Here is a 22602-nt window from a genome sequence, read left to right as displayed (position 1 = left end):
ACTCCGAAGTCTTGAAACTTATATCCACGAACGATTGAGTTCGGTCGTGCAGACCCTCCGTTTCCTGGCCGCCGCCGCGCTCGTGTTAGGGCCGGTGGCCCTGAGCGCGCCCGCGCAGGCCGACCCCGCCCCGCCCGCCGAGGACGCGCTGAAGGCGTCCTCCTACCCGCCGCCCTCCACGCTGATCAGCCAGGCCACCGCCGGGCAGCCCCGGCTGGAGACGGCCAAGAGGACTCGGCCGGTCGCGCCGGGCCTCTCGCTGACCTCGTTCGACACCTATGACGCGCTGGGCTGGCTGCGCGCCGACGCGCTGACCGCCGACCTCGGCGGCAAGGGCGGGCCCAGGGCCGACTACGTCTTCTCCGGCGAGGTGACCAAGACCGAGCCGCTGTCCGGCCCCGCGGGGCGCTCCCGCGCGGTGGCGGCGGTCAACGGCGACTTCTTCGACATCAACAACTCCGGCGCCGCCCAGGGCATCGGCGTGCAGGACGGCACGCTGGTCCAGTCGCCGGCCGCCGGGCACGACAACGCGGTCGCCGTCACCGGCGACGGCGTCGGGCGGGTGCTCAAGATGTACTTCGAGGGCACCGCCACGCCCTCCGGCGGTGCGCCGATCGCGCTCACCCAGTTCAACCAGATGGTCCAGAACGGCGGCGTCGGCCTGTTCACGCCGCTGTGGGGCTCCTACAGCCGGGCCCGCGCCGTCGAGGGCGCCGCCACGGTCGCCGAGGTCGTGCTGGTGGACGGCGTGGTCACCGAGGTGCGCAACGCCGCCGGCACCGGGCCCATCCCGGCCGGCACCACGATCCTGCTCGGCCGGGACGTCGGCGCCGCCGCCCTGTCGGCCCTGAAGGCCGGCGACCGCGTGGACGTGAAGTACCAGCCGAAGGCGTCGGACGGCGCCGCCGTCAAGGCGGCCGTCGGCGGCAACTACGTCCTGGTCAAGGACGGCGTCGTGCAGAACAGCACCGACCCGGCCGCGCACCCGCGCACCGCCGTGGGCTTCTCCGCCGACGGCAGGAAGATGTACCTGCTGACCGTGGACGGCCGCCAGGCCGACAGCCGCGGCGTCACGCTCAACGAGCTGGCCGCCATGATGGTGGACCTGGGCGCGGCCAACGCGCTCAACCTCGACGGCGGCGGCTCCTCCACCCTGCTGGCGCGCGAGCCCGGCTCGGCCGAGGTGCAGGTGGAGAACAGCCCCTCCGACGGCGGCGAGCGCCACGTGCCCAACGGCCTGGCGCTGTACGCGCCCGAGGGCAGCGGCAAGCTCAAGGGCTTCTGGCTGGAGACCGCGAGCGACCCGGCCAAGGCGCCCGGCGTCGGCCCAGTCGCGGGCGGCCGCCCCGACCGCGTCTTCCCCGGCCTCACCAGGCGGCTGACCGCCGCCGGCTACGACGAGACGTACGGCCCCGCGGGCGGCACGCCGTCCTGGCGGGCCAACCCGGCCGTGCACGGCGTGATCAGGAACGGCAGGTTCCACGCCCTGGTGCCCGGCCAGACCACGGTCACCGCCGCGCGCGGCGGCGCCAAGGGCACGATCGGCCTGACCGTGCTCCAGCCGCTGCAGCGGCTCGGCGCCACGGCCGACCGGCTCGGCATCTCGGGCGCCGACGGCAGCGCCGCCTTCGGCGTCGTCGGCTACGACCACAACGGCAACTCCGCGCCCATCGAGCCGGACGACCTCACGCTCGACTACGACCGGAACCTGTTCGAGGTCACCCCGGCCGAGCACGGGTACTTCACCGTCAAGGCCCGGCAGGCCACCGGCTCCGGGCTGATCACCGCCAAGGTCGGCAAGATCACCACGGCCGTGCCGGTGACGGTCGGCTTCGAGTCCAAGCCGGTCGCCGACTTCGAGGACGCGGCCAAGTGGACCTTCGCCGCCGCCCGCGCCACCGGCTCGCTGTCGGCCGCGCCGGGCCAGAGCGGCGGCGGGCTCAAGCTGTCCTACGACTTCACCACCTCGACCGCCACCCGGGCCGCGTACGCCAGTCCGCCGCAGCAGATCGTGGTGGACGGGCAGCCGCAGGCGTTCGGGCTGTGGATCAACTCCACCGGCAAGGGGGAGTGGCCCAGCCTGGAGTTCTACGACGCGCTCGGCCAGTCGCAGATCCTGCGCGGGCCGTACATGACGTGGACCGGCTGGCAGTACGTCGAGTTCCCGGTGCCCGCCGGGGTCAACTACCCGCTCAAGCTCCGGCGCTTCTACGTGGCCGAGACCAGGGCCGACGCCAAGTACAGCAACGACATCCTGATCGACGGCCTGGTGGCCAAGGTGCCGCCGTCGATCACCGCGCCCGCCGTGCCCAAGATCGCCGACCCCGTGGTCAGGGCGGACGTGGCCAAGGCGCCCTGGCGGTTCGCGGTCATGTCGGACGCCCAGTTCGTGGCCAGGAATCCCGACAGCGACATCGTCAGGAACGCCCGCCGCACGCTCAAGGAGATCAAGGCCGCCAAGCCCGACTTCCTGCTGATCAACGGCGACCTGGTGGACGAGGCGTCGCCGGAGGACTTCGCGCTGGCGAAGAAGATCCTCGACGAGGAGCTGGGAGGAGAGCTGAAATATCACTACATCCCCGGCAACCATGAGGTCATGGGCGGCAAGATCGACAACTTCAAGGCCGTCTTCGGCGACACGTACGGCACCTTCGACCACAAGGGCACCCGCTTCGTCACCCTGGACACCTCCCGCCTGAACCTGCGCGGCGGCGGCTACGACCAGGTCGCGATGCTCCGCTCCGAGCTCGACAAGGCGGCCAAGGACGCCTCCGTCGGGTCGGTCGCCGTGCTGTTCCACGTGCCGCCGCGCGACCCCACGCCGGGCAAGGGCAGCCAGCTCGGCGACCGGAAGGAGGCCGCGCTGGTCGAGGGCTGGCTGGCCGGCTTCCAGCGCGACACCGGCAAGGGCGCGGCCTTCATCGGCGGCCACGTGGGCACGTTCAACGCCTCGCGCGTGGACGCGGTGCCGTACTTCATCAACGGCAACTCCGGCAAGAACCCGGCCACCGCCCCCGAGGACGGCGGCTTCACCGGCTGGTCGCTGTGGGGCGTGGACCCCGTGACGCCCGCCGAGGCCGAGCACGTACGGCGCAACTGGTTCACCGACGCGCCCACCTGGATCGGCGCGCAGGTGCGGCCGCACGTGGACGAGCTGACGCTGACCGCGCCCGCGACCGTCGCCGTCGGCGCGCCCGCGCCGGTCACGGCGGCGATCCGGCAGGACGACCGGGCCGTCCCGGCCGCCTACCCGGTCTCGGTCACCTGGTCCGGCTCGCCCAACCTGCACGTCGGCACCCGCCAGACGGCCAAGCCGTGGCACGTGGCGGTGCTCGACCCGGGCGCCGGCACGATCACGGCCCTGCGGGCGGGCCAGGTGACGGTCGCGGTCACCGTCAGCGGGGTCACCCGCCAGGCGACCGTGGCGCTCACCGCCAAGGCCGCCGCCTGAGGCCCCCGGCCGGGGAGGAACCACCCTCCCCGGCCGAAACCCTCCCATATACCGAAATATCGGGATGAAGGGTTAAGAATCTAGGCAGTCATGGGATTTCCCCTTCTTCCTCCGGATAGCACTCCTGACGTGCGGGGACCTGCCCCCGCAAGGCGCGGGACCGGGGGAAGGACTGGGGGTTCGTCGGTGAACGCATGGACCTTCGAGGGACAACCCGGCGCGCTGGGCGACACGGTCACGCTCGTGGAGGGCGGCTCGTTCTGCGTGTGCCAGCACGGCGGCGACATCGTCCCCGGCGGCGCGCAGGGCGTCTACCACGCCGACACCCGCCTGCTGTCCCGCTGGATGCTGCGCGTGGACGACCATCCCGTCGAGCCGCTGCAGGTCATCATGGGCGAGCCGTACCACGCCACCTTCCTCGGCAAGGCCCGGCCACGTCCCGGATGGGCGGAGAGCACGCTGCTCGTGGTGCGCGACCGGTACGTCGGCGGCGGGCTGCGCGAGGACCTCACGCTGCGCAACATGTCCGAGGAGGCCGCGGGCTGCGTCGTGTGCGTGCAGGCCGGCGCCGACCTGGCCGACCTGTTCGAGGTGAAGTCCGAACGCAGCTGGCCCGCCGAGGACGTCGAGATGAACCCCGGCGAACGCGGCATCGAGGTCTACTCGCCCAGCCGCGCCCGCGGCGCCAGGATCGCCGTCGAACCGCCCGGCACGCCGGTCGTCACCGCGCCGGGCCTGCTCACCTTCGACGTCGTGGTGCCCGCCCGCGGCGAATGGCACGTCACCGTGCTGGTGACGCCGGTCCACGAGGGCGAGGAGTCCTCGGCCCGGTTCCCGGTCGCCCATCCCCCCCACCACGCCGAGCCGGCCCGCCGCCTGGCCGAGTGGACCGCCAGCACCCCCGTCCTGGAGAGCACGAACGCCGCTCTCGTCGAGGCCCTGACCCGCTCCCGCGAGGACCTGGGCAGCCTGCGCCTGTTCGACCGCGACCATCCCGACGAGCCGCCCGCGATCGCCGCCGGCGCGCCCTGGTTCATGACGCTGTTCGGCCGCGACTCGCTGCTGACCTCCTGGATGGCGCTGCCGCTGGACCAGACGCTCGCCCTCGGCACCTTGCGCCGGCTGGCCCGGCTCCAGGGCACCAAGGTCGACGCCCTGTCGGAGGAGGAGCCCGGCAAGATCATGCACGAGCTGCGCTTCGGCGTCCAGGACGGCTCCTCGCCGTACGGCGGGCGGGCGTACTACGGCTCGGTGGACGCCACCCCGCTGTTCGTCATGCTGCTCGGCGAGGTGCGCCGCTGGGGCGTGCACCCCGAGGCGGTCGAGGAGCTGCTGCCGCACGCCGACGCCGCCCTGGCCTGGATCGAGGAGTACGCCAGCCGCGACGGCTTCGTCTGGTACCAGCGCAAGACCGACCGCGGCCTGGTCAACCAGGGCTGGAAGGACTCCTTCGACGGCGTCAACTTCGCCGACGGCACCATCGCCCGCCCGCCGATCGCCCTGGCCGAGGTGCAGGGCTACGTCTACGCCGCCTACCTCGCCCGCGCCCACTTCGCCTGCCAGCAGGGCGACGAGGCGGCCGAGCGGCGCTACGTGCAGCGGGCGCGGGCGATCAGGGAGGCGTTCAACGAGCGGTTCTGGCTGCCCGGCCCCGGCTACTACGCCATGGGCCTGGACGGGCGCGGCCGGCCCATCGACGGCCTCGGCTCCAACATGGGCCACTGCCTGTGGGCCGGCATCGCCGACGAGGACAAGGCCCAGCAGGTGGCCCGCCACCTGCTCTCGCCGGAGATGTTCACCGGGTTCGGGGTGCGCACGCTGGCCTCGTCCATGGGGGCCTACAACCCGATGAGCTACCACAACGGCTCGGTGTGGCCGCACGACAGCGCGATCATCGCCGCCGGGCTGATGCGCTACGGCCACGTCGAGGAGGCCCAGCGCATCGCCGTCGGGCTGCTGGAGGCCGCGCACGCCTTCGGGGGGCGGCTGCCGGAGCTGTTCTGCGGGTTCGGCAAGGAGGAGTACGGGCGGCCGGTGCCGTACCCGACGTCGTGCTCGCCGCAGGCGTGGGCCGCCGCCGCGCCCATCCAGCTCCTGCGCACGCTGCTGCGGCTGGACCCGTGGGTGCCGTACGGGAAGCTGTGGCTGGTCCCGGCGCTGCCCGAGGGGTTCGGGGAGGTGACGATCAAGGGCATGCCGGTGGGCGACTCCAGGGTCGGCATCCGCGTCAGGGGCGAGGACGGCACGCCGCTGGTGTCCGGCCTGCCCGACGGCGTCGAGCTGGTCACCGAACCGCGCTGCCCGATCAGCGGTGCCTGCCGCTCGGGCCCCGCCCGCAGGGCGCACGGCCTGCCGGCGTTGTGACGACCGGACCGACACGGGGAGGTGCTGGAATGACGACGGAAGCCGAGGACGACTGGGAAGGCGCGCTGCGCATCGTGATGGTCGCTCCGCCCTGGGAGGAGGTGCCGCCGCGGGCCTACGGCGGGATCGAGCAGATGCTCGCCGACCTGATCACGGGCCTGTCCGCCCGCGGCCACGAGGTGACGCTGATCGGCGCGGGCAGCACGGGTCTCCCGGCCAAGTTCCTGGTCACCTACCCCGAGGCGCCCTCGGAGCGGATCGGCGAGGGGCTGCCCGAGGTGCTGCACGCCGCCCAGGCCTGGCGGGCGCTGGAAGGGCTGCCCGCCGACATCGTGCACGACCATTCGCTGGCCGGGCCGCTCACCGCCCTCGGCCGGGCGACGCCGACCGTGGTCACCTGCCACGGCGATGCCGGCGGCGAGCTGGGCGAGGTGTACCGGGCGCTCGGCGAGCACGTCAACCTGATCGCCGTCTCCGACGCCCAGCGCGCCGATGCCCCGGACCTCAACTGGATCGCCACCGTGCACAACGCGCTCGACACGGCCTCCTTCCCCTTCCGGGAGGACAAGGAGGACTGGGTGCTGTGGCTGGGCCGCTTCAGCCACAGCAAGGGCACGCACCTGGCCATCGACGCCGCCCGCGCCGCGGGCCGCCGCATCGTGCTGGCCGGCAAGCTCACCGAGCCGTGCGAGCACGTCTACTTCGACGAGCACGTACGGCCGCGGCTCGGCCCCGGCGTCACCTACCTGGGCGAGGCCGACGCCGGGCGCAAGCGCGAGCTGCTGGCCGCCGCGCGCTGCATGGTCTTCCCCATCCAGTGGGAGGAGCCGTTCGGCATGGTGGTGATCGAGGCCATGGCCTGCGGCACGCCCGTCGTCGCCATCGGCCGGGGCGCGGTGCCGGAGATCGTGGTGGACGGCGTGACGGGGTTCGTCCTGCGGGAGCCGGCCGAGCTGCCCGCGGCGATCGAGGCGGCCGGGCGGCTCGACCCGCGGGCCTGCCGCGCCCACGTCGAGCGGCACTTCGGCGTGAGCGCGATGGCCGCGGCCTACGAGGCGGTCTACCGCCGCATGCTGGCCGCCCCCCGCCCGGCGGGGCTCACCGGCGAGCCCGCCGGGCGGTGAGCCCGCCGGTCAGCCGGCCGCCGGCACGGTGTACTTCCCGGCCAGCTCCGACACCGCCGCCTCCTTGAGGATGACGGCGCCGCCCACCGCCTGCTTGTCGGGCTTGACCACGTAGGAGGCGCGCGAGGCGGGCCGGTCGAAGAGGCTGAAGTCCATCGGCGTGCCGCCCAGCCCGGCCTCCCACGACTTCTGCGACCGATGGGCCGCGACGATGCCCGCCCGGCTGAGGTCCTTGGCCTGGCACGCCTTGCGCAGCGCGTCGCCGACGATGATCGCCGCGGTCCAGCCGGCCGCCACGCCGCTGTCCAGGGGCTGGCCGGCGTACTTGGCCTGGTAGTCGGCGATGAGCTTGGCGTAGGCGGGCAGCGGCGCGCTGATCGGGGCGCCCGCGGTCACGTAGAAGAAGTCCTTCAGCAGCGCCGGCGCGGCCGGGGTGGCCAGGAGCTGCGGGCTGTAGGCCGAGTTGCTGCCGACGAACGGCACGTCCATCCCGGCGGCCAGGGCCACGCCGACCAGCGAGGCCGCCTGGCGCGGGCCGACCGAGACCAGCACGGCCCGCACGCCCGCCTTCTTGAACGCCGCGACCTGCGCGGTCATGTCCTGGTCGGTCGCCTTGATCTTCTGCTCGACCAGCGTGAGCCCCAGCTCGCCGGCGGCGTACTTGGAGCCGGCGAGGGCGCTCTCGCCGTAGTCGCCCTCGAAGTACAGGTGGCCGATCCGGTCGCCGGCCTTGACGCCCTTCTCCTTCACCAGGAAGTCGACGGCGTTGATCATGTCCACGTCGTAGGTGGTGCCGGTGACCTGGATGGCCTCGCTGCCGAGCAGGCCGGTGGCCCACGCCATGGGCAGGGTGAGGATCTTGTCCGCGGTGATCCGGTCCTTGAGCGCGGTGACCATCGGCGAGCCGATGAACTGCGGGATCGCGGCCGTCTTCGGCGCGACCTCGGCGTAGGCGGCCATCGCCTTCTGCGCGTCGTAACCGTGGTCGCGGACGATGGTCTCGATCTTCCTGCCGCAGACGCCGCCGCTCTGGTTGACCTGCTCGAAGTAGAGCTGCTGCGCCTGGGTGAGGCTCTTGCCCAGCGAGGCGTACGGGCCGGTCAGGTCGGTGAGCAGGCTGAGCGTGATCGTGCCGGCGGTGACGCCGGGGCCGGTCCTGACGCCGTCGCCACCGGCGGGGGCGGTCGCCTGGCCGCCGCCGGTGGCCTTGCCGCTGGCGCAGGCGGTGGCCGCCAGCCCCAGCGCCAGCAGCGCGGCCAGGACGGCCGTGCGGTTACGGGACATGTGAGCTCCTGGTCTTCGGGGACGGATCCGGTGACGGTGAAGCGGACGGGCGGCGTCCCGGCGACCGGCGGCGCAGGGCGCGCGGCAGGCCGAGCAGGCCGCCCGGGAGGAAGAGGACGACGGCGACGACGGCGGCGCCGTACAGGATGCGGGCGGCCTCGGCGGGGGACAGGCCGCCGCCGGAGCCGGACGGCGACACCAGGGGGATGGCGTCGCCGTAACGGGTCAGCAGCTGCGGCAGCAGGGAGACGAAGACGGCGCCGAGCACCGCGCCGCCCACCGAGCCCAGGCCGCCGATGACGATCATCGCGAGGTAGTCGAGGGAGAGCAGCATGCCGAAGTAGTCGGGCACGGTCCGCCGGAAGACCAGGGCCAGCAGCACGCCGGCCAGGCCGCCGTACATGGACGACAACACGAAGACGCCGGCCCGGTAGCGGGTGACGGGCACGCCCATCACCCCGGCCGCGATCTCGTGGTCGCGGATCGTGTTCAGCGCCCTGCCGGGCCGCCCGCGCAGCACGCCGCGGGCGAACAGCGCCGCTGCCAGCAGCGCCAGGCCGCCCAGGAACCACAGCCGCTCCAGCGCGCCGAACGGCACGTCCATGACGACCAGCTCAGGCCCGTCGGCGAAGGCGAACCCGAAGACCTCCATCGCCGGCACGGCGCGCCCGTTGAACCCGCCGGTGACCGGCCCGGCGTTGAACAGCAGATGCTGCCCGCCGAAGATCAGCGCCAGCGTGGCGATGCCCAGGTAGGCGCCCTTGAGCCGGCCCGCGATCGGGCTGAACAGCCCGCCCGCGACCCCGGCCAGCGCCACCGCCAGCACGGCGGCCACCGGCGTCGGCAGGCCCAGGCCGCCCAGCGTCGCGGTGGGCTCGGCGGCCAGGTAGACGTAGGCGTAGGCGCCGACGGCCAGGAAGAACGCGTGGCCCATGGACAGCTGCCCGGTCGCCCCGGTCAGCAGGTTGACGCCGATCGCGCCGACCGCGGCCGCCATCGCGAACAGGCCCGCCTGCAGCCAGAACCCCTCCAGGTAGAACGGCACGGCGACGAAGACAGCCACGGCCACCACCGACCCGACGGTTCTAGACACGGGCCCGCTCCCGCGTCCCGAACAGCCCGGCGGGCCGCAGCAGCAGCACGACGACCATGACGAGGAACGGCGCCACGTCGCCGATCCCGCGGCCGAGGAAGGCCAGGTCGTTCTGGTAGCCGGTGGTCAGGGCCTCGGTGACGCCGACGATCAGGCCGCCGGCCAGCGCGCCCGTGGTGGAGTCCAGGCCGCCGAGTATCGCGGCGGGGAAGGCCTTCAGCGCGGCCAGCGAGGAGCCGCGGTCCAGGCCGGGCGTGGGGAAGACGCACAGGAACAGCGCGGCCACCGCGGCCAGCGCCCCGGCCACGGCCCACGCGCTGACCGAGACCCGGCCCAGCCGCACGCCCATGAGCGCGGCCGTCTCGGGGTCCTCGGCGGTGGCCCGCATCGCCACCCCCCATCCGGTGTACTTGAACGCCAGCAGGAACGCCGCGATCAGCGCCCCGGCCACGACCAGCGCGACGACCCGGGTCTCGGCGACCGTGACCGGCCCGAGGCGCAGCACCCGCGAGCCCCACGGGTCGCCCATGGCCAGCACCTCGGTGCCGATCCGCCGGGTGAGCTCGGTGGTCAGCACGATGTCCACGCCGATGGTGACGATGGCCAGCACGCTGTGCGACCCGGCCTTCGAGCGGCGGATGACCAGGAACTCCACCAGCGCCCCGACGACCGCCGCCGCCGCGACCCCGGCCAGCAGCGCGGGCCAGAAGCCGAGATACGGGTGCAGCCGCGCCACCACGTACCCGCCGGCCAGCAGCAGTGAGGCGTGCGCGAAGTTCACCACCTCGGTCGCCTTGAAGATGACGACGAAGCCCAGCGCGATCAGCGCGTAGACGGCCCCCAGCGAGACCCCGTTGACGAGCAGCTCCACAAAAATGATCACTCCGCCTCCTCCACGCCCAGGTACGCGCCGATGACCGCCGGGTCGTTCTGCACCTCGGCGGGCGGCCCGTCGGCGATGCGGCGGCCGAAGTCCAGCACGGTCACCCGGTCGGCCAGCCGCATGACCATGCCCATGTCGTGCTCGACCAGCAGGACGGAGACGCCCAGGCTCTCCCGTACCGACCTGATCAGCCCGGCCATCTCCAGCCGCTCGCCGCCGTTCATCCCGGCGACCGGCTCGTCCAGCAGCAGCAGGCGTGGCTCCATGGCCAGGGCCCTGGCCAGCTCGACCCGCTTCTGCACGCCGTACGGAAGCAGCCCGACCGGCGTGTCCAGCACCGCGGCGAGCCCGGCGAAGGCCGCGATCTCGGCGACCCTGGCGGCGTGGGCGCGCTGCTCGCGGCGCGCGCCGGGCAGGCCGAGCCCGGCGGCGACGAACCCGGCCCGGGTGAGCCGGTGGCGGCCCAGCAGCAGGTTGTCCCGCACCGGCTGGTGCGGGGAGAGCGCGATGTTCTGGAACGTGCGGGCGACGCCGAGCGCGGCGATCCGGTGCGGGCGCAGCGCGGTCAGCTCGCTCGCGCCGAACCGGACGCTGCCCGAGGCGGCCCGGCAGACGCCGGACAGCACGTTGAAGCAGGTGGACTTGCCCGCGCCGTTGGGGCCGATGAGCGCGTGCACGGTGCCGGGGGCGACCGTGAAGCCGACGCCGTCCAGCGCCGTCAGGCCGGCGAAGCGGACGGTCACGTCGCGCACCTCCAGAGCGGGCATACCATCCGGTTGGTATGTCGGGGTCACGCGGACCACCTCGACAATCCGGCCCTCGCCTGCGGGGCCGGGGTTCCGTCGTCCACGCCCAGGTAGCGGCGGCGCACCTCGTCACCGGCGGCCAGCTCGGCCGCGGGCCCGGCCAGCGCGACCGCGCCGACCTCCAGCACGTACGCGTGGGAGGCCAGCGACAGGGCCGTGGCGACGTTCTGCTCGACGAGCAGGATCGAGGTGCCGGCGGCGTTGATCGCCCTGATCGTGGCGGCGATCGTGGCGGCCGCCCGCGGGGCCAGGCCGAGCGTCGGCTCGTCCAGCAGCAGCACCGACGGCTCGGCCATCAGCGCCCGGCCGATGGCCAGCATCTGCTGCTCGCCGCCCGACAGCAGCCCGGCGCGCTGGTGCGCGCGCTCGGCCAGGACCGGGAACAGCTCGCGCACCCGCCGCCCGGCCCGGACGGCGGCCGCGCGCGGCGTGCCCAGGCCGCCGGCTCGCAGGTTCTCCTCCACCGTCATGCGGGCGAACACGCGGCGGCCCTCGGGCACGTGCGTGACGCCGCGCCGCACCACGGCCGCGGCCGGCTGCCCGTCCACCCGCGCCCCGGCCACGCTGACGCCGCCCGCGGCGATCCGGCCCCGGTGGAACCGGAGCGTTCCCGAGACCGCCCGCAGCAACGTCGTCTTCCCGGCGCCGTTCGCGCCCAGCACGGCCACCACCGCCCCGGACGGCACGCTCAGTGACACGCCGTCCAGCGCCCGGACGGGACCGTAGTCCACCACGAGACCGTCCACGCTCAGCTCGGCCATTCGTCTTCCTCACAGGACCCCATGGCGGCCCACCCAAACCGGCGGGCGGGGCCGCCGTCCAGATGCGGCGGCGAAGTCGGGCTCGCTGCCCACCGCGGCCGGGGGCCCGTTGTGCAGCCGCACAACGCGAGGTCACAAAACGCTACAGAGCCTTGTTCTGGAATGGCGGCCGGTGGCAGCCTCGGGGAATGCGTCCCCCTACGGTCGTGGACGAGGACGTCCGCCAGACGTTACGCACCGCAGCCAGGGCACTGCTCGAACGCCTGCCCGAACTGACCGGCGAGCTGGTCGCCAGGACGCGCGGCGGCGACGACGTCTACAGCGCCTGCGTCCCCTACGACGAGCACTGGAAGAGCACCCTCGAAGGGGTGCGCCTGGGCCTGACCGCGATCCTGCAGGAGCCGTCCGAACGGCGCGACCTGGTCTTCACCCGGTCGATGGCCCAGCGCAGGGCCGAGCAGGGCCTTCCGCTGGAGTCGCTGCTGCGCATGTACCGCCTGGCCGGCCAGGTGACCTGGTCGGCGATCGTGGACCACATGGAACGCGAGCGCCCCGACCGCCTCGACGTCCTGGTCCGCGCCGCCAGCCACGTCTGGCACGCGATCGACCGGCAGTCGCTGGTGGCCTGCGACGTCTACGGCCGGCGCGAGCAGGAGATCCTCGGCCGCAGCAAGGAACGCGTCAACGCGCTGCTGGACGCCCTGCTCGACGGCACCGCCGACGCGGGGGTGGTGCGCGCCGCCGCCGACTCGCTCGGCCTGCCCGAACGCGCCCGCTACGCCGTCGTCACCGTGCGCTTCCCCGGCGGACGCCACCACGACGACGTCCGGCTGCCCGCGTCTCTGGGCGCGCTGCGGCTGCTGTGGCGCATGCGCACCGGCCACGAGGTCGCCGTCGTCGCGCTCGGCCGGGCCACCCTGGACGACTTGTGCCAGGAGCTGAGCCTCATCGTCAGCGGCGTGGCCGGCGTCAGCCCCGTCGTCACCGGCCTGGACGAGCTGGGCACCGCGCACGAGCTGGCCTCCCTCGCCATGCGCACCTGCGCCGACGGCGGCCCCGAGATCGCCCGCCTGGACGAGCGCGTGCCGGCCGTGCTGATGATCAGCCGGCCCGGCGTCACCGGCCACCTCGTCGAAGGCGCGCTCGGCCGGCTGCTCGCCCTCGACCCGGCCGACCGCGACACGCTGCTGACCACCCTGGAGACCTGGCTCGCCTGCGACGGCTCGGCCGCCAGGGCCGCCGGCCGGCTGTTCTGCCACCGCAACACGATCATCAACCGGGTCCGCCGGATCGAGCAGCTCACCGGCCGCTCGCTCACCCGCCCGCGGGACATCGTGGACCTCGCGCTGGCCCTGGACGCGGTCCGCCTGCTGCCCCCGCCCGCCAGGTGAGCCCTCGCGGCGGTTGATCGGCCCGGCACAGCGAGACGCGCAAAGCGTCGCATTCTCGGATATTTCAACCCTTAGCGAGAATGGCCGTTTTCGTGGCTGCACTCTTTGCTGTTCTCTTGTCATGCCGGAGAGGCGATATGGGCGACCGGCGGGAATGTAGCTGTCGATCACCGCATTCGACACCCGGCTGCATACGAGCGGGCATTGCCGAGGAATATCCGGACGTCGCGTCCATGCCGCCGAATCGCTTGTGATCGCTCTTCATTCGCTTCTTCTGCACGATCCACGGGAATGTCATGCGAATTAACCGACGAAGCGTCGTCCTGGTCGCCGCGATGTGCCTGGCGGCCGACCCCATGGGGGGCGTGCCCGCGCACGCCGACAGCACATTCCGGCAGACCGCCCCGCTCGTCCGGCCGGCGCCGCCTGCCGGCACGGCCGAACCCGAGAAGGAGGCCGGCGGGCTGGTCTGCGGGCCGCCGTACGTGACCGGCGACCCGGACCTCGGGCCGACGATCCTGCCCCGCACCGGCTACCTCGGCGCCCTTCTGCGTGACTACGTGCCGCTGGGCGGTCTCACCCCGCAGCACTTCCTCTCGCGCTACTGGGACTACGCCGCCAACAATTACCGTTTCCCGCCCGACTCCGGTTTCGGCCGCTCCGGCAATTACCCCAACGGAAGGCTGCTGCTCAAGACGACGTTTCTGCAGATCGGCATGCGGCTCGACCGTTTCGGCGGTTACGGGGGAGCGTTCCTGTCGCCGCTGGGCGACCAGTTCACCCAGCGTGCGCTGCCGCCGCGCAACCTGAACACCAATCCGCAGGATCCGCAGCATCTGTGCAATTATCACGCGTTCCGGGTGCTCAAGTCGTTCCGCGTCGAGGTGGGCCCGGCGGCGCCCGCGTTCGAGCAGTCGGGCGGCGGCACGCAGTACCACGTGCTCAGCAGGTACATCCCGGAGGCTCCGCAGACCAGTGAAGAGGTTCCGGTGAGCTGGCTGCTGGCGAACGGATACCTGGAGGAGATCGAACCGGTCCTGGTGACCGTCAGGACCGACGGCGACACGGCGACCCGCGACACCGGGGCCTCCGACACCGGGGCCTCCGACACCGGGGCCCGCGACACCGCCGCCCGCGACGTGATCAACGGCGGCACGTACGTCACGGCCGGCAAGCCCGCCCCGATGCTGCGGCCATCCAGGTCCGGGCGGCCCTAGGCGCGCGACCGCGGCGGCCTGCGCACCCCCTACCCGTTCCGGGACGTCACCGGGCGGGGTACGGCGTCAGGCCGCCCGCGTGCACCAGCGAGATCGTCCGCTCCAGGTCGGGGGTCAGGTAACGGTCGTCGCCCAGCGGCGCGACGTGTCGCCTGAGCTCGTCGTGCAGGGCGCGGGTCGCCGTCCCGAGCGGCAGGCCGGCCATCTTCGCCGCGATCAGGTCGATGCCCTGCGCCGCCATCAGGTACTGCACCGCCAGCACGATCTCCAGACGGTCGAGGTTCGCGTGCAGGTCGCGGGCCGAGGCCATGGCCATCGTGTTGTGGTCCTCCTGGCCGTCCTTGACCGGACGCGACAACGTGCCCGCCGGATGGGCCCTGACCTGCATCTCGGGGACCACCGCCGCGGCCACCGACTGCGCCTGCACCATCCCGGAGTTCAGGCCGACGCTCCCGCCGGCCAGGTTCGCCGGCAGGCCGTAGCTCCAGCGGGGCGACAGCAGGCGTCCGGACAACTCCTGCGACAGGACGCCGAGGTCGGTGATCTCGGCGTTCAGGCTGTCGGCGAGGTGGCCCATGATCGAGCCGTCCCAGTTGCCGCCCATCACGAACTCGTAGCCGGGGCCGCGCTCGCGCCGGAAGACCAGCGGGTTGGAGGTCGAGGAGTTGGCCTCGCGCGCCAGCGTCCGCCGGGTGGCGGCGAGCACCTGCCGCAGCCCGGCCATGATGTGCGGGGCCGCGCGCACCGAGACCGCGTCCTGCACGCGCGGGGTGTAGTTGGTCGGGTCGAGCCGCCTGCGGCCCTCCTCGGTCATCCAGCCCGAACCCGCGACCATGGTCCGCAGCCGCGCCGCGACCGCGTCCTCCTCCGGGATGTGCCGCTCGCGGTGCGTCCGCGCGTCCAGCGAGCCGCGCTCGGCCCTGGTGGCCTCCATGAACAGGGCGAAGGCGCCCTCCGCCTGGTCGGCGAGCACCGTGGCCCGGTGCACGGCGTGCATCAGCGTGGCGGCCAGCACCGTGCTGCCGCTGACGATGGGCAGCGCCTCCCCGGCCTCGAAGGTGAAGCTCGCGGGCAGCCCGGCCCGCGGCAACATCCGCGAGGCCGGCCCGGTCTCGCCCCGGTAGTGCACCGGCGCGTCCTCGCCCAGCGCGGCCAGCCCGGCCGCCGCCTGCGGCTGCAGGTCGCCGGTGCCGAGCGAGCCGATCTGCGGCATCACCGGCACGACCCCGGCGTTCACCAGGGACAGCAGCCGCTGCGGCACCTCGGGCCGGACACCCATCTTCCCCCTGGCCATCTGGTTGGCCTTGAGGACCAGGGCCAGCCTGACCACGTCGTCGGGGAACGCCGGGCCGACGCCCGCCGCGTGCGAGCGCAGCACGTTGCGCTGGAACTGCTCGGCCTCCTCCGGCGAGAGCGGGCGGTCCTTCAGCGGGCCGAGCGCCTGGTTCCAGCCGTACACCCGCTGGCCGCTCAGGGCCGCCAGCGCCCCCGCCCGCGACTGCGCCATGCGGGCCCGCGCGGCCTCCGACACCCGCGCGAGCACGGGACGGCCGGCCAGGATCGCGAAGGCGTCCCGCAGCGCGAACCGGCCGCCGTCCAGCACCAGGTCCAGCACCGGCGCCGCGACCGGGGGCGCCACCGGGAGAGGGGCCGGGACGGCGACGGCCCGCTCCGGCACGCACACCGCCGCGAGCAGGCCGACACCGGCGGCCATTCGTCCTACTTTGCTGATCGACACGGTCCCCCGGCCCCTTCTCCACGAAGATCCACTCCGCTCCGTTTATAACCGGCCGGACGGACGGCGCCGGGCACGGCTCCGCACCGGGGGACGAGTGCTGACCCGCCCTAGGGCAGGCGCTTACCTCCCGCCCTGGAGGCCACCGCGACGTGCGGCCGCCCGGTGATCGGATGCGGCCCCACATGCGCCAGGACGCCGAAGACCTCCTCGATGAAGGCCGGGGTCAGCACCTCCAGGGGCGGCCCCTGCCCGGCGACCCGGCCCTCGCGCAGCACGACGATCCGGTCGGCGTAGGCGGCGGCCTGGTCCAGGTCGTGCAGGGCGGCCAGCAGCGTCAGGCCGAGGGAGCGGATCAGGTCCAGCAGCAGGAGCTGGGACCCGACGTCCAGGTGGTTGCCCGGCTCGTCCAGGATCAGCAGCGGCGCCTCCTGGGCCAGCGCGCGGGCCAGCAGCACGCGCTGCCGCTCGCCGCCGGACAGCGTGGTCATCAGCCGGTCGGCCGCCCAGTCCATGCCGACCCGGTCCAGGGCCGTGGCGACCGCCGCCCGGTCGCCCGCGCTCTCCCGGTCCAGCGCCCGCTTGTGGCTGTGCCGCCCGGCCGCGACGACCTCGGCCACGGAGAACCCCTCGCCGGCCGGGTTGTGCTGCGGCAGGACCGCCCGCCGCCGCGCGGCGTGCCGGGGCCGCATCCGCCACAGGTCGTCGCCGTCCAGCCGGACGACGCCGCCCGACGGGCGCAGCGACCGGTAGACCGTGCGCAGCAGCGTGGACTTGCCGCTGCCGTTCGGCCCGACCAGCGCCACGAACTCGCCGGGCCCGGCGCTCAGCGTGACGTCGGTGACGATGGGCCGCGCGTCGATGCTCGCGCTGACGCCCGCCAGGTCAAGCCGCATCGCCGCCGCCTCCCGCCCGCCGCCTGCGCAGCAGCCACAGGAAGAACGGCACGCCGAGCCCCGTGGTGAAGATGCCCACCGGCAGCTCGTTCGGCCGGTCGGCGATCCGCGCCGCCAGGTCGACCAGCACCAGGAACACCGCGCCGGCCAGCAGCGAGACCGGCAGCACCCGGCGGTGGTCGGCCCCGACCACGAACCGGACCATGTGCGGGACCATCAGCCCGATGAACCCGATGCCGCCGACCACGCTGACCACCGTCGCCGTCAGCAGCGACCCGGCCGCCAGCAGCCCGATCCGCAGCGCCGCGACCGGCACGCCGATCGTGACCGCGGACTCCTCGCCGGCCAGCAGCGCGTTGAGCGCCCGCGCCTGCGAGGACAGCCAGGCCACGCAGCACACGACGAGCAGCGCGGGCACGCCCAGATCGGCCCACGACGCCCCGGCGACGCTGCCCATCAGCCAGAACATCATGCCCTGCAGCTCGGTCGGGTTGAGCTGGAGCTGCACGAACGTGGTGGCCGCCGAGCACAGGTAGCCGACGGCCACGCCGGTCAGCACCAGCCACGAGTCCAGCAGCCTGCCGGAACGCTGGGACAGGACGTACACCACCAGCGCCGACAGCAGCGCGGCGGCGAAGGCGGCCCCCGTGACGCCGAGCGCGCCGGTCAGCCCGGCCAGCGCGCCGCCCCCGAGCGCGGGCACCAGCACGGCCCCCAGCGACGCCGCCGACGACACACCCAGCACGTACGGGTCGGCGAGCGGGTTGCGGACCAGCGCCTGCAACGCGACCCCCGCCACCGACAACGCGGCCCCGGCCAGCGCGGCCAGCAGCGCCCGGGGCGTGCGGATCTCCCACACGACCTGCGCGAGCAGCGGATCGGCCTGCTCGCCCCGCCCGGTCAGGTACGCCCACACCACCCCCCACACCTGGTCCGGCGGCAGGTTCACCGACCCGGCGGAGATGCCGATCACCAGGGCCACGACCAGCGCGGCCCCGAGCCCGGCCAGCAGGAACCCGGTCGCCCGCCCGGACACCGCGTGCGGCCGCCGCGGCGGGACGGGGACGGCGCTGCGCGGCGGCGCGGTCAGCGTGTCAGCCACCGGGATGCACCACCTTGGAGATCTTCTCCACGGCCCAGGCGTTCAGCGGCCCGAGATAGACGCCGTCGGAGACGACCGTGTAGCTCCTGGACCTGGCCGCGGCCCAGTGGGGGTAGGCGGCGAACAGCTTCGCCGCCGCCTCCTCGCCCTTCTCCTCCGGCGTGAACAGCCCGACGACCAGCACGTCCACCTGGGCGGTGGCGAGCTGCTCGCGGTTGAGGGTGCGCGTCATGTCGGCGGTCTGGCCGGCGAAGGCGTTGACCCCGCCGGCCGCCCTGATGACGTCGTCGTAGATGCCGCCGGTCATCACGGCGGGCAGGCCGTTGGCGTTCATCATGGCCATGCCGGGATAGGCGATCAGCACCTTCCTGGGCGGCAGCGCCGCGACGCGGGCCCGTACCGACTCCACCCGCGCCCGCAGCCGTCCGATCAGGTCGAACGCCTTGCGCTGCACGTCGAACACCCGCCCGAGCAGGCTGAGGAACTCCAGCGAGGAGTTGATCGACTGGTTGCGGTAGGCGCGCTTCTCCTGCTCGGTGGCCTCCGGCTTGCCCATCGCGCAGTTGACCGGGTTGACCAGCGAGGTGATGCCGGCCGCGGCGAGCTGCTCGCGGGTGGCGAAGCCGCGGGCGGGGTCGAACCCGCCCGACCAGGTGGAGACCACCAGGTCCGGCTTGAGCTTGAGCACCTGCTCGGCGGGCACGTCGAAGTTCTTGTTCATGGTCAGCCCGCCGGTCGGCAGCGCCTTGATGCGGGCCGTCATGGACGGGTCGTCGGACACGCCGTAGCTCTGGGCGTTGGCCAGGATGCTGCGCTCCAGGCCGAGCAGCAGGAAGCTCTCCACCTCGCCGACGCTGGTGCCGTTCAGGATCAGGACGCGCTGCGGCGGGCGGCGGAAGGTGACCCGCGTGCCGCAGTTGTCGATGGTGAGGGGGTAGACGGTCCGGCCGGCGGACGCGGGCGCGGCGGTGGCGGGCCCGGTGGCGGGCTCGGTGGCCGCCTCTGTGGCCGCCTCGCCGCCGGTCGCCGCGGGCGTGCCGCAGGCGGCGGCCAGCAGCACGAGCGCGACCGCCGAGGCCCGGCGGGTACGGGAAGGTCTCATGGGTGATGTCCTCTGAGTCGAGTCCGGAGGCGCGCACGCCGGACCGGCCCCACGGCGGGGGGCGGGCACGGCGGCGAGCCGGGATTGTCGTCGGAGGAACCGCGGCGGACGGGCGCGCGAAGGACCGCGGGCGCGCCTAGGCGGGCAGGCCCACGACCGTCGGACGGACCGGCCGTCGCGGCTCCGGTCCACCCGCGGGCGGCCCCCGCAGCACCAGCACGTGCCGCAGGAACAGCCGCACGCGCGCCGTGACGTCGTCGCGCCCGCCCACCGGTGTGCGCGCCGGCGCGGCCCAGCCGGCCACGACGAGGAACAGCACCAGCAGCGGGCGCAGCACCCACCCGGCCAGCTCGCGGACCAGGGCGCACAGCCCCGACTCCACCCAGCGCAGCCAGACCGACGTCAGCAGCACGCTCGCCGCGTGCACGAGCAGCATCCCGAACCCCGGGGCGCCCGTGTCGTGCGCGTGGACCACGCTGGCGGGGGCGGCCACGGGTGCGGGATGGTCGCAGCTCAGGGAGAGCAGCAGGTGCAGGACGATCTGCGAGGCGCCCGTCGCGGGCACGATGGCGGGCAGCGTGCGCTCACGCCCGGTCAGCGCCAGGGCCGGCGCGAGGACCAGCAGGAACCCCGCCAGCAGCGCCCCGGGGTCGAAGCAGCCGCCGCCCGCCAGGTGGGCGAGCGCGGCCAGCGCGGCACACGTGCCGGCGAAGCTCGCCGCACGCAGCCACCGCACCAACGACCATGGACCCATCGAGGCCAGATCCTCCCACACGCCCGGCTCGCCCGCTCCGCACGGGGTGCGCGGGGCGGGCGCCGGGCTGGGGGCGGGCTGGGGGGCGGGGGGAGGCGGGGTGGGCGCGGGCTGGGGGCGGGGTGCTCATCGGTGGGGTGTGCGGCGTGGCCGGGGCGGCGTACGCTCCGGTTGTGACCCTCCGGTTGACTGCTCCGCCGCCTGACGACCGCTCGACGACGAGGGCTCCGTGAGGAGCCGCACATGACCGGCCTCGGCCCGCGCGCGGTCCTCGTCCCCGACCTGGGCGAAGACCTGGCCCGCGCGGTGGGCGAGCTGGAGAGGCTGCTGCTGGTGCTGCGCGCCGCCGAGTCCGTGGGCTCGCCGCTGCCCGGCCCGCTGGCCGGCGGGATCGCGCTGACCGCGCTGCGCCGGCTCTGGCGCGCGATCGGCCCCACGCAGGGCAGGCGCGCCGCCGCCGCCCGCCTGGCCGGTCGCCTGTACGCCCCCGGCGGCCAGGTCGAGCACGTGCCGCTGCGCCTGGTCGACGTCGACCCGCTCGACGTGGCCACCCTGTCGGCCGCCGCGGTGGCGCTCGGCCTCGGCGCGGTCGGCAAGGGCGTGGTCCGCCAGGCCCTCGACGCCGTGTGCACCGGCCTGCCCGCCACCGAGCTGGTGTCGTCCGCCGCCCGTTTCACCGGGCTGCTCGACCTGGCCGACACCGCCGACTCCATCGTCCTGCGCGAACGGCTGGCCGCCGCCGGGCCGGGCGCCGACGTCGTCCTGACGCCGGAGGCCGAGCGCGCCTACCAGGCCACCGCCGGCCGCCTCAACACCATGTGGCCCGCCACCGGCACCGCCGCCTCCCCGTGACCCGCGTGGTTCACGGGGTCTGGGGAGCGGCGGCGGCGCGGTCGTGGGTGAAGGGCCGGGGGAGGCGCAGGCGGCCGCGCAGCGGCAGGCCCGACGGGATGAACGCCTCGGCCTGGAGCGCCGCGACGCCGATCCTGGGCAGGTCGCGGGCGTTCGGGTAGACGACGAAGCGCGGCTCCCAGATCGGCCGGAACTTGGCGTTGAACCGGTACAGCGACTCGATCTGGAACCAGTGCGACAGGAAGACCAGCACCGACCGCCAGGCCCGCAGCACGGGCCCCGCGCCGAGCCGGTCGCCGCGGGCCAGCGTCGAGCGGAACATCGCGAAGTTGAGCGACACCTGCGTGATCCCCAGCGACGGCGCGGCCTGCAGCGTCTCGGCGATCAGCAGCTCGTTCAGGCCCGGGTCGGCGTCGCGGTCGCGGCGCATCAGGTCCAGCGAGACGCCCCGGGTTCCCCACGGCACGAAGTGCAGCACGGCCTTGAGGTCGCCGTCCCGGCAGGCGGTGGCCACCAGGCACTCGGCGTCGGCGGGGTCGCCGAACCGGCCGAGCGCCATCGAGTAGCCGCGCTCGGTCTGGGTGCCGCGCCACAGCCCGGCGGCCCGGCGGATGCGTTCCTTCTCCTCCTCGGGCACGTCACGGGCGCGGCGCACCCGGCAGACGTACCCGGCGCGGCGGGTGCGGTTGACCATCTGCCGCACGTTGCGCATCGCGCGGCCCTCCAGCGTGAAGCCGTCGACCTCGACGATCGCCTCGTCGCCGATCTCCAGCGCGGACAGCCCCGCGACCTTCGTCCACACCTCGCCGCCCGTCTCGCCGCAGCCGATGACGGCGGGCACCCAGGCGTGCCGCCGCGCCTCGGCCATGAACGCGGCGATCGCGGCCGGCCACGCCTCGCGGTCGCCGATCGGGTCGCCGCTGGCCAGCATCACGCCGGAGACGACCCGGTAGGCCACGGCCGCCTTGCCCGACGGCGAGAAGATCACGCTCTTGTCCCGGCGCAGCGCGAAGTAGCCGAGCGAGTCGCGCTCGCCGTGGACGTCCAGCAGGGCGCGCAGACGGCGCTCGTCGTCGGCGGTCAGCTCGGCGGCCGGCCGTTCCGGGCGCAGCGCCAGGTAGAGCGTCGTCACGGCGGTCAGCGCGCCCAGCGCGACGAGGGAGAAGTAGACCAGGTCGGAGACGCGTTCCACGGTGAACGTGACCGGCCCCTCGATGCCCGCCAGCCCCAGCGCCACGTGCTCCAGCCGCTCGGCCACGCCCGGACGGCCCGCCAGCGCGCCCGGCCGGACGCTCACGATCAGGTAGCCGAGCGCCAGGTCGATCGCGCCGAGCACGAGCAGGTTCCACAACGCCCGCCAGCGCGAGCGCGGGTCGGGCAGCGCCGTGAACTCCCGCCTTCCGGCCACCAGCACGGCCAGCAGCACGACGCTGATCGCGGCGGTCACCGGCCGCAGGTGCAGCACGCCCATGACGGCGCTCACCGGCAGCAGCACCACCACCGCCCGCCAGGCCCGCACCTTCCCCCGGCGCAGCGCGTGCGCGATCATCACCAGCATGATGCCGACCACCAGCGACGTCGCCCGTGCCACGGTCGTCACCGTCCCGGGCAGCAGATCCGACCACTGGCCCATCCGCGTGTGCTCCAGCCGCGGCGCCACGGCCTTGGCGATGTCCAGCAGGCCGATGACCAGCGACGCGTAACCCGCCAGCGCGGGGATCCAAGGACGCTTCACAAATCCGATTGAAGCCCCTGCCGGTTAATCTCGCCGTTAACCACGCGCTTAC

Annotated in this window: 17 protein-coding genes; 6 read left to right on the top strand and 11 right to left on the bottom strand. The window is 74.0% G+C overall.

Going from position 1 to position 22602, the window contains the following annotated elements:
- Positions 1-46 precede the first annotated feature (46 nt).
- The 3 genes from AB0J46_RS29860 (at position 47) to AB0J46_RS29850 (ending at position 6939) form a co-directional block, all read left to right on the top strand.
- Positions 47-3451: a phosphodiester glycosidase family protein gene (locus AB0J46_RS29860; RefSeq protein WP_364337553.1), complete on the top strand. Its 3405-nt coding sequence runs from the start codon at positions 47-49 to the stop codon at positions 3449-3451.
- Positions 3452-3637: 186 nt separating this feature from the next.
- Entirely contained in the window at positions 3638-5815 is a 2178-nt protein-coding gene (locus tag AB0J46_RS29855) for a glycogen debranching N-terminal domain-containing protein (RefSeq protein ID WP_364337551.1), read from the top strand.
- Positions 5816-5844: 29 nt separating this feature from the next.
- On the top strand, positions 5845-6939 hold the full coding sequence (locus AB0J46_RS29850) for a glycosyltransferase family 4 protein (protein ID WP_364337549.1): 1095 nt from the start codon (positions 5845-5847) through the stop codon (positions 6937-6939).
- A 9-nt stretch (positions 6940-6948) separates the two neighbouring features.
- Here AB0J46_RS29850 and AB0J46_RS29845 read toward each other — a convergent pair whose 3' ends face one another.
- Genes AB0J46_RS29845 through AB0J46_RS29825 form a run of 5 tightly spaced genes read right to left on the bottom strand, consistent with a single transcriptional unit; the run spans position 6949 to position 11766 of the window.
- A complete protein-coding gene (locus AB0J46_RS29845; RefSeq protein ID WP_364337547.1) occupies positions 6949-8223 on the bottom strand; it encodes an ABC transporter substrate-binding protein in 1275 nt (424 codons plus the stop codon).
- Positions 8213-9316, bottom strand: coding sequence for a branched-chain amino acid ABC transporter permease (locus AB0J46_RS29840; protein ID WP_364337545.1), 1104 nt, complete (start codon positions 9314-9316; stop codon positions 8213-8215). Before AB0J46_RS29840 ends, AB0J46_RS29845 begins: the two co-directional genes overlap by 11 nt.
- Positions 9309-10199: a branched-chain amino acid ABC transporter permease gene (locus tag AB0J46_RS29835; RefSeq protein ID WP_364337543.1), complete on the bottom strand. Its 891-nt coding sequence runs from the start codon at positions 10197-10199 to the stop codon at positions 9309-9311. Before AB0J46_RS29835 ends, AB0J46_RS29840 begins: the two co-directional genes overlap by 8 nt.
- Entirely contained in the window at positions 10196-10966 is a 771-nt protein-coding gene (locus AB0J46_RS29830; RefSeq protein ID WP_364337541.1) for an ABC transporter ATP-binding protein, read from the bottom strand. The genes AB0J46_RS29835 and AB0J46_RS29830 overlap by 4 nt, the downstream gene beginning before the upstream one ends.
- A 23-nt stretch (positions 10967-10989) precedes the next feature.
- Complete coding sequence (locus AB0J46_RS29825) at positions 10990-11766, bottom strand: ABC transporter ATP-binding protein (protein ID WP_364337539.1); 777 nt, start codon at positions 11764-11766, stop codon at positions 10990-10992.
- Between the two features lie 188 nt (positions 11767-11954).
- On the opposite strand from AB0J46_RS29825, the gene AB0J46_RS29820 reads away from it, so the two are divergent.
- Together AB0J46_RS29820 and AB0J46_RS29815 are read left to right on the top strand one after the other, a co-directional pair.
- Positions 11955-13157, top strand: coding sequence for a helix-turn-helix domain-containing protein (locus tag AB0J46_RS29820; protein WP_364337537.1), 1203 nt, complete (start codon positions 11955-11957; stop codon positions 13155-13157).
- Positions 13158-13453: 296 nt separating this feature from the next.
- A complete protein-coding gene (locus tag AB0J46_RS29815) occupies positions 13454-14374 on the top strand; it encodes a TNT domain-containing protein (RefSeq protein ID WP_364337535.1) in 921 nt (306 codons plus the stop codon).
- Between the two features lie 46 nt (positions 14375-14420).
- Here the strand turns inward: AB0J46_RS29815 and AB0J46_RS29810 are convergent, their stop codons facing one another.
- The 5 genes from AB0J46_RS29810 to AB0J46_RS29790 all read right to left on the bottom strand — a co-directional run bounded on the left by AB0J46_RS29810 (position 14421) and on the right by AB0J46_RS29790 (position 19945).
- Entirely contained in the window at positions 14421-16088 is a 1668-nt protein-coding gene (locus AB0J46_RS29810) for an aromatic amino acid ammonia-lyase (protein WP_364337533.1), read from the bottom strand.
- A 131-nt stretch (positions 16089-16219) separates the two neighbouring features.
- Positions 16220-17005, bottom strand: a complete 786-nt coding sequence (locus tag AB0J46_RS29805; RefSeq protein WP_364337531.1) for an ABC transporter ATP-binding protein — start codon at positions 17003-17005, stop codon at positions 16220-16222.
- A complete protein-coding gene (locus tag AB0J46_RS29800) occupies positions 16995-18107 on the bottom strand; it encodes an iron ABC transporter permease (protein WP_364337529.1) in 1113 nt (370 codons plus the stop codon). The genes AB0J46_RS29805 and AB0J46_RS29800 overlap by 11 nt, the downstream gene beginning before the upstream one ends.
- Entirely contained in the window at positions 18100-19209 is a 1110-nt protein-coding gene (locus AB0J46_RS29795; protein ID WP_364337527.1) for an ABC transporter substrate-binding protein, read from the bottom strand. The genes AB0J46_RS29800 and AB0J46_RS29795 overlap by 8 nt, the downstream gene beginning before the upstream one ends.
- A gap of 136 nt (positions 19210-19345) precedes the next feature.
- Positions 19346-19945, bottom strand: a complete 600-nt coding sequence (locus AB0J46_RS29790) for a hypothetical protein (protein WP_364337525.1) — start codon at positions 19943-19945, stop codon at positions 19346-19348.
- 261 nt (positions 19946-20206) lie between these two features.
- Here AB0J46_RS29790 and AB0J46_RS29785 point away from each other — a divergent pair, with 261 nt between their 5' ends.
- Positions 20207-20815 (top strand): hypothetical protein, encoded by a 609-nt coding sequence (locus tag AB0J46_RS29785; RefSeq protein ID WP_364337523.1) that lies wholly within the window; start codon positions 20207-20209, stop codon positions 20813-20815.
- Between the two features lie 10 nt (positions 20816-20825).
- Here the strand turns inward: AB0J46_RS29785 and AB0J46_RS29780 are convergent, their stop codons facing one another.
- Complete coding sequence (locus AB0J46_RS29780) at positions 20826-22550, bottom strand: phosphatidylglycerol lysyltransferase domain-containing protein (protein WP_364337521.1); 1725 nt, start codon at positions 22548-22550, stop codon at positions 20826-20828.
- Positions 22551-22602 lie beyond the last annotated feature (52 nt).

The organism is Nonomuraea sp. NPDC049758 (assembly GCF_040674635.1).
GTDB lineage: Bacteria > Actinomycetota > Actinomycetes > Streptosporangiales > Streptosporangiaceae > Nonomuraea.
The sequence above is the reverse complement of the archived record's forward strand: the minus strand, read 5'-3'. Positions and strand labels throughout refer to the sequence as shown.